Origin of the sequence: Aeromonas sp. 602200, assembly GCF_049173895.1 — a bacterium.
GTDB classification, from domain to species: Bacteria; Pseudomonadota; Gammaproteobacteria; order Enterobacterales; family Aeromonadaceae; genus Aeromonas; species Aeromonas veronii_A.
The window spans coordinates 149,952-161,891 of sequence record NZ_JAAKSL010000010.1; the positions used below are offsets into that span (position 1 = coordinate 149,952).

13 protein-coding genes and 1 tRNA gene are annotated in these 11,940 nt (G+C 54.9%); all 14 read left to right on the top strand.

Annotated elements, in window-relative coordinates; translation table 11 throughout:
* The first annotated feature begins 259 nt into the window (after window positions 1–259).
* The 14 genes from ruvA to G5221_RS13560 all read left to right on the top strand — a co-directional run bounded on the left by ruvA (window position 260) and on the right by G5221_RS13560 (window position 11,939).
* Window positions 260–874, top strand: a complete 615-nt coding sequence (gene ruvA, locus G5221_RS13495) for a Holliday junction branch migration protein RuvA (RefSeq protein ID WP_005335746.1) — start codon at window positions 260–262, stop codon at window positions 872–874.
* Between the two features lie 8 nt (window positions 875–882).
* Window positions 883–1,893: a Holliday junction branch migration DNA helicase RuvB gene (gene ruvB, locus G5221_RS13500; protein WP_005335744.1), complete on the top strand. Its 1,011-nt coding sequence runs from the start codon at window positions 883–885 to the stop codon at window positions 1,891–1,893.
* Between the two features lie 934 nt (window positions 1,894–2,827).
* On the top strand, window positions 2,828–4,384 hold the full coding sequence (locus tag G5221_RS13505) for a cytochrome ubiquinol oxidase subunit I (RefSeq protein WP_005335743.1): 1,557 nt from the start codon (window positions 2,828–2,830) through the stop codon (window positions 4,382–4,384).
* Between the two features lie 11 nt (window positions 4,385–4,395).
* Entirely contained in the window at window positions 4,396–5,532 is a 1,137-nt protein-coding gene (gene cydB / locus G5221_RS13510) for a cytochrome d ubiquinol oxidase subunit II (RefSeq protein ID WP_005335741.1), read from the top strand.
* A 14-nt stretch (window positions 5,533–5,546) separates the two neighbouring features.
* On the top strand, window positions 5,547–5,663 hold the full coding sequence (gene cydX / locus G5221_RS13515) for a cytochrome bd-I oxidase subunit CydX (protein WP_005304933.1): 117 nt from the start codon (window positions 5,547–5,549) through the stop codon (window positions 5,661–5,663).
* Window positions 5,650–5,961: a cyd operon YbgE family protein gene (locus G5221_RS13520; RefSeq protein WP_041202810.1), complete on the top strand. Its 312-nt coding sequence runs from the start codon at window positions 5,650–5,652 to the stop codon at window positions 5,959–5,961. Before cydX ends, G5221_RS13520 begins: the two co-directional genes overlap by 14 nt.
* 105 nt (window positions 5,962–6,066) lie before the next feature.
* Entirely contained in the window at window positions 6,067–6,474 is a 408-nt protein-coding gene (gene ybgC, locus G5221_RS13525) for a tol-pal system-associated acyl-CoA thioesterase (protein ID WP_408779276.1), read from the top strand.
* Between the two features lies 1 nt (window position 6,475).
* A complete protein-coding gene (gene tolQ / locus G5221_RS13530) occupies window positions 6,476–7,153 on the top strand; it encodes a protein TolQ (RefSeq protein WP_216954450.1) in 678 nt (225 codons plus the stop codon).
* Window positions 7,153–7,599, top strand: a complete 447-nt coding sequence (tolR, locus tag G5221_RS13535) for a protein TolR (protein WP_005335733.1) — start codon at window positions 7,153–7,155, stop codon at window positions 7,597–7,599. Before tolQ ends, tolR begins: the two co-directional genes overlap by 1 nt.
* 5 nt (window positions 7,600–7,604) lie before the next feature.
* Window positions 7,605–8,735, top strand: a complete 1,131-nt coding sequence (gene tolA / locus G5221_RS13540) for a cell envelope integrity protein TolA (RefSeq protein WP_216979490.1) — start codon at window positions 7,605–7,607, stop codon at window positions 8,733–8,735.
* A 95-nt stretch (window positions 8,736–8,830) separates the two neighbouring features.
* Window positions 8,831–10,156, top strand: coding sequence for a Tol-Pal system beta propeller repeat protein TolB (gene tolB, locus G5221_RS13545; protein WP_421263401.1), 1,326 nt, complete (start codon window positions 8,831–8,833; stop codon window positions 10,154–10,156).
* A 49-nt stretch (window positions 10,157–10,205) separates the two neighbouring features.
* A complete protein-coding gene (pal, locus tag G5221_RS13550; RefSeq protein ID WP_005304908.1) occupies window positions 10,206–10,730 on the top strand; it encodes a peptidoglycan-associated lipoprotein Pal in 525 nt (174 codons plus the stop codon).
* Between the two features lie 158 nt (window positions 10,731–10,888).
* Window positions 10,889–11,689: a tol-pal system protein YbgF gene (gene ybgF, locus G5221_RS13555; protein ID WP_421263402.1), complete on the top strand. Its 801-nt coding sequence runs from the start codon at window positions 10,889–10,891 to the stop codon at window positions 11,687–11,689.
* 174 nt (window positions 11,690–11,863) lie between these two features.
* Window positions 11,864–11,939: transfer RNA gene (locus G5221_RS13560), tRNA-Lys, on the top strand.
* The last annotated feature ends 1 nt before the right edge of the window (window position 11,940 follow it).

Genomic DNA, 11,940 nt, shown 5'->3' on the forward strand with positions numbered 1-11,940 from the left:
TGATGGCCTTCCTTGGTATCGACATTGGCACCAGTTTCGGTTCCGAACGGGTTTAGTGTAGTGGTTTATCCCCCGCTCGGGGGCCGGTGCGGCGCTGAAACATCCCGTGCACTGGCTGCACCCGATCAAGCATGGTGGAAAATGGGATAAAAAGCCTCTCTGACTACGCGGGTGTTGCAGCCCTATGCTGGATACTTATCCAGTTATTCTTTATGCTATGAGCCAATTTACGAATAGTTGTATTGGTGAGGAGAGAGCCGTGATTGGTCGCTTGAGAGGCATTGTCATTGAAAAGCAGCCCCCCGAGGTCCTGCTGGAAGTGGGCGGGGTTGGCTATGAGGTACAGATGCCGATGAGCTGCTTCTATGATTTGCCGGAGATCGGCAAGGAAGCGACCATCCATACTCACTTCGTGGTGCGGGAAGATGCCCAGTTGCTCTATGGTTTCAACCACAAACAGGAGCGGGCACTGTTCCGCGAGCTGATCAAGACCAACGGAGTCGGCCCCAAGCTGGCGCTGGCTATTCTCTCCGGCATGACAGCTACCCAGTTTGTGCTGAGTGTCGAACGTGAAGAGATAAGCTCTTTGGTCAAACTGCCGGGAGTCGGCAAGAAGACCGCCGAGCGTCTGGTGGTGGAGATGAAGGATCGCCTCAAAGGGTGGGTCAGTCACGACCTCTTCTCCCCGGCCATGGTCACCTTGCCAGCCAGTGAGCCCGAATTGCGGGCACCTGATGTGACCGAGGAGGCGGCCAGTGCGCTGGTGGCCCTCGGTTACAAGCCGCAGCAGGCGAGTCAGATTGTCAGCAAGATTGCCAAAGAGGGGATGTCGGTGGAAGATATCATCCGTGAATCCCTGCGTAGCCTGGTATGAGGTAGTTGATGATTGAAGCAGACCGCCTCATCTCGGCCAGTGCCGCCCGTGAGGATGACATTATTGACCGGGCTATTCGTCCCAAGAAGCTGGCTGACTACACCGGTCAGGATACCGTCTGCGAACAGATGGAGATCTTTATCGAAGCGGCCCGTCAGCGGGGAGAGGCGCTCGATCACCTGCTGATCTTCGGCCCGCCGGGTCTGGGCAAGACTACCCTCGCCAACATCGTCGCCAACGAGATGGGGGTCAATATCAAGACTACCTCCGGCCCGGTGCTGGAGAAAGCGGGGGATCTGGCGGCGCTGCTCACCAACCTCGAACCGAACGATGTGCTGTTCATCGACGAGATCCATCGCCTCAGCCCGGTGGTGGAGGAGGTGCTCTATCCAGCGATGGAGGATTACCAGCTCGACATCATGATCGGGGAGGGACCCGCAGCTCGCTCCATCAAGCTGGATCTGCCTCCCTTCACCCTGATTGGCGCTACCACCCGGGCAGGTTCACTGACCAGCCCGCTGCGGGATCGCTTCGGCATCGTCCAGCGGCTGGAGTTCTACAACGTCAAGGACCTGACCGATATCGTCTCCCGCAGTGCCCGTTGTCTGGGGCTAGACATGACGGAAGATGGTGCCATTGAGGTCGCCCGTCGCTCTCGCGGCACGCCGCGGATTGCTAACCGTTTGTTAAGGCGGGTGCGCGACTTTGCCCAGGTGAAATCCGATGGCCGGATCGACGGCCCCATTGCTGCCCGCGCCATGGACATGCTGGATGTCGATAATGAAGGCTTCGACTTCATGGACCGCAAGTTATTGTTGGCTGTGATAGACAAGTTTATGGGGGGCCCGGTGGGTCTCGATAATCTGGCCGCCGCGATCGGGGAAGAGAAAGATACTATCGAAGATGTGCTGGAGCCTTATCTGATCCAGCAAGGGTATCTGCAACGTACACCCAGAGGACGGATTGCGACCACACGAGCCTACGCTCATTTCGGTCTTCAGCGACCAGATGAGAAGTAAAAACAGTCGTTTGAACATGAAACCGCCGTCAAAGGCGGTTTTTTATTATCCGGGCAAAAAAAAGCCCACGGCGGATGCGGTGGGCAAAGACAATTCAGGATGGATGTTCACAGACAGTGAGTGCGTCTGGACACAGACCGGAAAATAAACAGGTGAGCCGTCGCGAGCTCTCAGAGTCGGTTCAGTTGATAGAGCTGAACAAAGGAAAGCTTGTAGTAACGGATGGTTTTAGCAACAAACTTTTTCATCTTCGATTCCAATAGACAGGTTCAAATTGATCGTCGAATACGTACCGTGAACCCGGATTAACCGGCCTGTATCCAAGGGTATGCCCTCACTGCGAGGCGCATTGTAGGAGTTCGAATCGACCCCGGCAAACAAGAAAAATTGCACTCTTCAAATTAGTTTATCTAATGTCTTTATTGATGAAATTGGTTCGCATGAGTATGCATTCTTTGCAATTTTAAATTGAGTTTTCGAATCAGATTGCCTGACTCGGATAAAATGGAAAAAGGCGCGTCATTCACGCTTTTCAAATTAAACCGAGCGGCGGGATGTTAAATTCTTAAATTGATTTAAATCAATGTTTTACGCTTTATCGTGTTTTGTGATCTGGCTCGCGTCAATAATCGTGAAATAGATTAAAAATGCCTTTCAAAGCCATGTATGGCGGGTCCTTTTACATTGATTTCAATCAAATAAAGGTGATATAAAAACCCGGTCATCATGGGCGAGAATAAATTTAGGCTGATTGTTTTGTAATTGTTAAACATTAGCTTTATTTGTGTTCTTGTATTGCCTTGTTGTTAATGTCAGTGGTTACTGAACGCGTTTTGTTGTGACATGTCCCAATAAGGCTCATTCGATAACCTCCAACGGAAGCTTTGTGCTTAAAACTTAAAATAGCCGTGCCAATAATCGGTGAGGAAACATCATGATTGCTGAGCATGTGGTAGACCTATCGCGGTTCCAGTTCGCTGCGACGGCCCTTTATCACTTTTTGTTTGTACCCCTGACGCTGGGAATGGCCTTTCTCCTGGCGATCATGGAATCCGTCTATGTGATGACCAACAACACCATCTACCGGGACATGACCAAATTCTGGGGTAAGTTGTTTGGTATCAACTTTGCCTTGGGGGTCACCACTGGTCTGGCCATGGAGTTTCAGTTCGGGACGAACTGGGCTTACTACTCCCATTATGTCGGCGATATCTTTGGGGCCCCGCTGGCTATCGAAGGGCTGATGGCCTTCTTCCTGGAGTCCACCTTCGTCGGTATGTTCTTCTTTGGTTGGGATCGTCTGAGCAAGCATCAGCATCTGGCTGCCACCTGGTTGATGGCGCTGGGTACCAACCTTTCAGCCCTCTGGATCCTGGTCGCCAACGGCTGGATGCAGAACCCGGTCGGTGCCGAGTTCAACTTCGAATCCATGCGGATGGAGATGATGAGCTTCGCTGACGTGGTGCTCAACCCGGTTGCTCAGGTCAAGTTCGTCCACACTGTGGCGGCTGGTTATACTTGTGGCGCCATGTTTGTGCTGGGTATCTCCTCCTACTACCTGCTGAAGAATCGTGATGTGGCGTTTGCCCGTCGCTCCTTCGCCATTGCCGCTGCGTTCGGTATGGCTTCCATCGTGTCCGTGCTGATCCTCGGTGACGAATCCGGTTACGAGACCGGTGAAGTGCAGAAGGTGAAACTGGCCGCTATCGAAGCTGAGTGGGAAACTGAACCTGCTCCGGCCGCCTTTACCCTGTTCGGTATTCCGAATCAGGAAGAGATGCGTACCGACTACGCCATCAAGATCCCCTATGCACTGGGCATTATCGCGACCCGTTCTCTGGACGGTCAGGTCACCGGTCTGAAGGATCTGAAGAGCGAGCACGAACTGCGCGTTCGTAACGGTATGACCGCTTACGACTTGCTGACCAAGCTGCAATCCGGTGACAAGTCTGACGAGACCCGCGCTCGCTTCGACGAAGTGAAGCAGGATCTGGGCTACGGTCTGCTGCTCAAGCGCTACACCAGCAACGTGACCGATGCTACCGACGAGCAGATCAAGGCCGCCGTGGATGACTCCATCCCGCAGGTACTGCCGCTGTTCTTCGCCTTCCGCATCATGGTTGCCGTCGGCATGCTGATGCTGGTGCTGATTGGTATGGCCTTCTATGACAGTGCCCGTCACCAGATCGGCAAGCGCAAGTGGCTGCTCAAGGGTCTGCTGTGGGGTATCCCGCTGCCGTGGATCGCTATCGAAGCTGGCTGGTTTGTTGCTGAATATGGTCGCCAACCGTGGACCATTGCAGAGGTGTTGCCGACTTCCCTCTCTGCATCCAACCTGCCTGCAGCCGAGATCTGGTTCTCTCTGATCGGTATCTGCCTGTTCTATACCGTACTTCTGGTTATCGAGATGTACCTGATGTTCAAGTATGCCCGTCTTGGCCCCAGCAGCCTGAAGACTGGCAAGTATCACTTTGAACAGATCAAGGCATAAGGAGAGCGACCATGTTTGATTACGAAACTCTGCGTGTCATCTGGTGGGCTCTGGTCGGCGTACTGCTGATCGGTTTTGCCATCACTGACGGCTTCGACATGGGGGTAGGCGCACTGCTCCCGTTCGTTGGCAAGAAAGATGTCGAGCGCCGCGTGATGCTCAACACCATGGGACCGCACTGGGAAGGTAACCAGGTTTGGCTGGTCACTGCCGGTGGTGCCTTGTTCGCCGCCTGGCCGATGGTGTATGCCGCGACCTTCTCCGGCTTCTACATCGCCATGATCCTGACCTTGATGGCGCTGTTCCTGCGTCCGGTCGGTTTCAAGTACCGCTCGCTGCGTGCTGATGCAAAATGGCGCAGCAACTGGGACTGGGCCTTGTTCGCCGGTAGCGCCGTACCGCCCATCGTCTTTGGTGTGGCCTTTGGCAACCTGCTGCAAGGCGTTCCGTTCGAGTTTAACCAGTTCATGATGTTGACCTATCACGGCAACTTCTTCGGCCTGCTTAACCCGTTCGGCATTCTGGCTGGTCTGGTGAGCCTGTTCATGCTGCTCACCCAGGGCGCAACCTGGTTGATGATGAAGACCGACGGGGAAGTGCTGGCACGTTCCCGTACTGCCGCCATGATCTGCTCACTGCTGACCCTGGTGCTGTTTGCTGCCGCGGGTTGGTGGGTAAGCGGTATGGAAGGGTATGTCATCGTCAAGGCTGCCGCGACTGACGCAGTATCCAACCCGATGAACAAGGAAGTTGTCCTGCAGGCTGGTGCCTGGATGAACAACTACACCCTCTATCCGTGGATGGTGGCTGCCCCTGTACTGGGTCTGGCCATGAGCCTGCTGACTGCGCTGTTTGCCCGCATGAACATCGGCTGGCTGGCGTTTACCAGCTCCTCGCTGGCGATTGCCGGGGTCATCCTCACTGCCGGTTTCTCCATGTTCCCGTTCGTGATGCCCTCAAGCCTTGAGCCGTCACTGAGCCTGACCATGTGGGATGCTACCGCCTCTTTCAACACCTTGCAGGTGATGACTGTGGCTGCAGCGATCTTCGTACCGATTGTGCTGGGTTACACCATCTGGACTTACATCAAGATGTTTGGCCGGGTAACCAACAAGCACATCGAAGATAACCAACAATCTCTCTATTAAGAGGTGCGCTGACAATGTGGTATTTCACCTGGATCCTGGGGCTGTTGCTGGCCTGTGCATTTGGCATTATCAATGCGCTGTGGCTGGAACACACCGAGAACATGGATCGTCAGATCGATGAAAACAAGTGATCGACTCGCCAGGCTGGCCGCTCCACTGGAGCGGCAGCCGTGGCAGGGGTTGATGTTACTCGCGGCGGCCTTGTTGGCCGTCGCTATTTTACAGGCCCCCAATCTGATCGCGGCCAACACCAGCGAGCATGGTCTCTGGCTTGCTCCCTGGCTGATGTGGGCCGTCTGTTGTGGCGTACTTAACGGGCTTGGCTTTCATCTGAAAAGCCTGCCCGGACGTGTGCTGTTCAACCCCTGGCTCGCCTGGCCCAGTTTGTTGTATGGCCTCTGGCTGACACATTCATATTTCCTTTCATAAAAAACGGGGGGAGGCAGGATTTCCCTGTCTCCCCCTGCTTCTTTCCTATTCAGCCCTGCGCTATGATAGCCCCCCATCTGACTGTCGAATGGATCACAGATTGTTATGGGGGAAGTCTTTGAGTTTCCGGTACGTGTCTACTACGAAGACACCGATGCCGGGGGCATCGTCTACAACGCCAATTATCTCAAGTTTATGGAACGTGCTCGCACCGAGTTTCTTCGTGCCAAAGGGGTCGAACAGGACGTCTGGCTGCAGGAGGGATATGCCTTCGTGGTGAGCCGAACTGAGATCGATTTCCGCTCGGCGGCCCGTTTTAATGAACTATTGAATGTATTAACGCAAGTGATTGAAGTGAAACGCGCATCCCTGCGTTTTTCGCAGCAGATCCTGGCGGCTGATGGACGACTCGTCACCCAGGCCATGGTACAGATAGCCTGTGTCAGTCATCCGCAAATGAAACCTGTAGCTATACCTGAAAAAATCAAGGGAGTGCTGTTAAGTGCACGCTGAAATTTCGTTTATTGGTCTGTTTTGGCAAGCCAGCCTGTTGGTAAAACTGGTCATGATCACCCTGATGAGCATGTCTATTGTCTCCTGGGCGCTGATTATCCAGCGTTCCAAGGCGATCAAGGCGGCCAATCTCGCATCGGAACAGTTTGAAGATCGATTCTGGTCAGGGGTCGATCTCAATCGCCTCTATCAGGAGTCCTCTTCCCGCCGCGATGATATCGAAGGCATGGAAGATATCTTCTACTCCGGCTTCAAGGAGTATGCCCGCCTGCTCAAGGCCGGGGCCCGTGGTCAGGATGCGGTGATGGATGGTACCTACCGTGCCATGCGCGTCTCCCTCTCCCGTGCGGTGGATGATCTGGAATCCAACCTGCCGGTGCTGGCGACCATCGGCTCCATCAGCCCCTACATCGGTCTGTTCGGTACCGTATGGGGGATCATGAACGCCTTTATCGCCCTGGGTCAGGTGCAGCAGGCCACCCTGCAGATGGTGGCACCGGGTATCGCGGAAGCGCTGATTGCGACCGCCATGGGTCTGTTTGCCGCTATCCCGGCGGTAATCTTCTACAACCGCTTCTCCAACAAGGTCGAGCGGCTGGAGAATGCCTACGCCAACTTCATGGACGAGTTCACCACCATTCTGAACCGTCAAATTGCTCAGCAGCAGGGTGATCAGTAATGCAAACCTATCAGCGGATCCGGCGCAAGAAGGTGGCCGAGATCAACGTGGTTCCCTATATCGACGTCATGCTGGTGCTGCTTATCATCTTTATGGCGGTCACGCCGGTGATCACGCAAGGGGTCAAGGTGGATCTGCCGCAGGCTGAGTCCGAGCAGTTGCCGGAAGATGCCAAGCCGCCCTTCATCGTCAGCGTCAATACCGAAGGCGAGTATGTCATCAAGGCTGGCGAAGCCGATGACGAGCCGGTGCCAAGTGGCACGCCAGAGGCGATGCAACAATACATCACCGAAAAAGCCATGGGCTATCTGGCGATCAACCAGAATGCCCCCGTGGTGGTCGCGGGTGACAAGGCCGTACGCTACGAAGAGGTGATCCTGTTGATGGTGGCCCTCAAGAATGCGGGTGTGCCTCAGGTTGGCCTGATGACAGATCCGGTGAACTAACGGAGATGGATGTGAAGCGTGGTATTTCCGGTTATCTCATCGCGTCGTTTCTGCTGCACCTGATCATCGGCATCATCCTGTTTGTCGGGCTCGATTTCAGCAAACCGAAACGACCCGAATCGAAGGGGCAGATCGTCAATGCCGTCATGCTTGATGAGAACTTCCTCAACGAGCAGGCCAAGCAGATCCAGCAGCAGAAAGCTCAGCCCAAGCCGCAGAAGGTAGAGAAAGAGAAGGATAAGGAAGATACGGATCTTGCCAAACGCGAACTAGCCCAGCAGCAGGAACGGCTGCGTATTGCCGAGGCCAAGCGGAAAGAAGCAGAAGAGGCGACCCGCAAGGCCGAGGCCGAGAAGCAGAAAAAAGTTGCCGAGCAGAAGCGGGCGGAAGAGAAGGCGCAGAAAGCCGAGGAGGCCCGCAAGCTGGAAGAGCAGAAGGCCAAGAAGGCGGAAGCCGAGCGCAAGGCTGCTGAAGAGGCCAAGGCACTGGCGCTGAAGAAAAAGAAAGAGCTCGAGAAAAAACAGGCGGAAGAGAAGGCTAAAGCCGAGGAGGCCAAAGCCAAGAAAGCTGAAGCTGACAAGAAGGCCAAGGCTGAGGCAGAGAAGAAAGCCAAGGCAGAGGCTGAGAAAAAAGCCAAAGCCGAGGCTGAGAAGAAGGCCAAGGAAGAGGCAGCCAAAAAGGCAAAAGCTGACGCAGAGAAGAAAGCCAAGGCTGAAGCCGAGAAGCAGGCCAAGATCGCGGCAGAACGCAAACGCAAAGCGGCCGAGGAGGCCAGACTGCAAAAAGAGATGGAAGCCATGATGCAGCAGCAGCTGGCGGCTGAAGCCAATGCCCGCAGCCAGGCTGCCTCTGCAGCGGCACAAGGTGAGGTCGACAAGTATGCGGCGCTCATCAAGGCCACTGTTGAGCGGTATATGATTTTGGATCCCACCATGCGGGGCAAAACATGTACTATCGGCGTACGTCTTGCGAGCAGTGGCTTTGTCATATCGGTAGATAACGGCCAGGGTGACCCGGCGGTCTGTCGTTCGGGTAAGGCGGCTGTCTTGAAAGCCAATCAACTGCCAGTGCCCAAGGATCCTGCGGCATTCGAGATGTTGAAGGAATTTAACCTGAAGTTAGAACCGAGTATCTAAGCGTGATAAAACGAGGTTGCTTGCCTCCGGTTGGCAACCTCTCGCCGAGAAAGGAATTTAACCTCTCATCTTTATTGGAACCGAGTATTTAAGCCATGATCAGAAAAGTATTTTTTGCTTTGGTTGGCTGTTTGTTGCTGGGCCAGAGTGCCCAGGCGGCCCTGGACATCGTCATCACCGGCGGTATTGATAGCGCACGCCCCATCGCCGTCGCCCCCTTCAAGTGGGAAGGCAATGGGCAGTTGCCGCAGGACATCGCGGAAGTGGTCTCCAACGACCTGATGCGCAGCGGCAAGTTCAAGCCGCTGGCCCGTGGCCAGATGCCGCAGACCCCGAGCAGCAGCAGCGAGATCAACTTCGCTCCCTGGGCCTCCCAAGGGGTTGAAGCCGTGGTGGTGGGGTCCATTTCGGCAGTCGGTGACGGCACCTACAAGGTCAACTTCGAGCTGGTCGATGTGCTGAAAGGCCAGCTGGCCAAGGCACAAGGTGGCGAGAGCAACGGTTACATTCTGGATAGCCGTATGGCGACCATCCCGGGTGCCCAGATGCGCCAGTTTGCCCACCGTATCTCCGACATCGTCTATGAGCGTCTGACTGGCGAGCGCGGTGCCTTCCTGACCCGTCTGGCTTACGTCTCCGTACAGCAGGGTACCCAGTTCCCGTACCAGCTGCGCATTTCTGACTACGACGGTTACAACGAGAAGACCCTGCTGCGCTCCCGCGAGCCGTTGATGTCTCCGGCCTGGTCGCCGGATGGCAGCAAGCTGGCCTACGTGAGCTTCGAGAACCAGAAGTCCGAAATCTACGTGCAGGATATCTACACCCAGCAGCGCAGCCTGATCACCAGTTTCCGCGGTATCAACGGGGCGCCGGAGTGGTCTCCGGATGGTCGTCGTCTGGCTATCGTTCTCTCCAAAGATGGTTCACCGAACCTCTATGTGGTTGATGTCACTAGCAAGCAGCTGACCCGCGTCACAACCAGCCGCGTGATCGACACCGAACCCTCCTGGATGCCGGATGGGCAAAATTTGTTGTTCACCTCTGAACGTGGTGGCAAACCCCAGATTTATAGCGTAAATTTGGCGACTGGTATGACTCGCCGGATGACTTGGGAAGGTGAATCCAACCAGGGTGCATCCATCACTCCTGATGGCAAAATCATGGTGATGGTGACCCGTGTTCAGGGACAGTATCGTATTGCCCGTCAGGACATGGAAAACAATGCCCTGCTGGTCCTTACCCAGAGTGCTCTGGATGAGTCGCCAAGTGTGGCTCCCAATGGCAGCATGATCATTTATGCCACCATCTATCAGGGTCGTAAGAGTCTCGCGTTGGTGTCGACTGATGGTCGCTTCAAGGCTGTGCTTCCGACCAGTAGCGGTGAAATTCGTGCACCAGCTTGGTCGCCCTTCTTGAATTGATAAAAATCCAATTGTTTTTTGTTTTGTTATAAAGGTTTAAGGAAATAGCATGCAACTCAATAAACTGCTCAAGGGTTTGGCCATCGCACTGCCACTGTTCACCCTGGCCGCTTGTAGTTCTTCTTCTGATTCCGACGCCGCTGGCGCCGAATCAGGTATGACCGACGGCATGGGCGGTGTACAAACCGGCGGCGCCAACGGCATGTTGTCCCCGGAAGAGCAGATGCGTCAGAAGTTCGAAGCACTGCAGCGTGACAACGTGATCTACTTCCCGTTCGACGGTTACGATATCCAGGGTCAGTACGCTGATCTGCTGGATGCCCACGCCAGCTACCTGCGCGAGCGCCCGAGCGTTAAAGTCCTGATCGAAGGTCACGCCGATGAGCGCGGTACTCCGGAGTACAACATCGCTCTGGGCGAGCGTCGTGCCAAGGCTGTTGCCAAGTATCTGCAAACCCTGGGTGTGCAGGCCGAGCAGCTCTCCATCGTCAGCTATGGCGAAGAGAAGCCGCTGGACATGTCTCACACCGAGGATGCCTTTGCCAAAAACCGCCGCGCGGTTCTGGTTTACTAAGGTTTGAACCGAACGAAGTTCGTTTATATGCAAGCGGCCATTTCGATGGCCGTTTTATTTGCACTAAACGCCAAGGTTTGATCCGAATGAAATCTGCATATGCGAGCGACGATGGCGCTGGCCGTTTTATCTGTACTAAACGCTAAGGTTTGATCCGAATGAAATCTGTGTACAAGCAAGCTGTCGTTGCGCTGGCCGTAATGGTTGCTCTGAATGCGCAAGCTGCGGCACCGGTCAGCGATCTGGGCGGTGACTCAAGTGGTGGGGTTGTCCTTAGCGGCAACAACGGCGCCATCGTGCCCACCGGTAGCCTGGAAGAGCGGGTTGCCCTGCTGGAGCGCACCCTCAATGCCCGTCTGCGACTGCAAGCTGAATTGCAGCAACAGGTCGACTCCCTGCAAGGGGAGGTCTCCGAGCTGCGTGGTCAGCTGGAGCAGCAGACCTACCAGATGGAACAGTCGCAAGAGCGCCAGCGTCAGCTCTACCAAGAGCTCGACAAGGTTGCCAGCAGCCAGCAAGCTGCTCCAGCCACCCCGGCCCCTGCTGCTGCCACACCGGCTGCTGCCGCCAATTACTCAACCAATCAGGATGAGAATCAGGCCTACGACGCAGCGGTCAACATGGTGCTCAAAGAGAAGAACTATGACAAAGCCATTCCGGCTTTCCAGGGCTTCATCAAGCAGTACCCCAATTCGGGCTATGTTCCCAATGCACACTACTGGCTCGGCCAGTTGCTGTTCAACAAGGGTGACAGAGCCGGTGCCTCGGCCCAGTTCTCGACCGTGGCCAACAAATACAGCAAATCCCCCAAGCGAGCCGATGCGCTGCTGAAGCTGGGTATGCTGGCGCAGCTGGATGGCAAGAAGGCGGAAGCCAAATCCTTCTATGAGCAGGTGATCAAGGGCTATCCCAACACCTCGCCAGCCCAGTTGGCCAAACAGAGTCTGGCCAAGCTGTAACATTGCTGTATGTCACTGTTTTCGTAACGATACTGTAAAAACAGCCTGCATTTGTACGCACAGTGAGCAAACGGATTTAAATTACGAATTTTCTGTTGCACCGGAAATTTAAATCCGTAATATAGGCCGCCGTCAGAGCCGAAGCAGTAATGCAGTCGGAACTGGTCGTGGTGAGGGTCGTTAGCTCAGTCGGTAGAGCAGTTGACTTTTAATCAATTGGTCGCTGGTTCGAATCCAGCACGACCCACCAT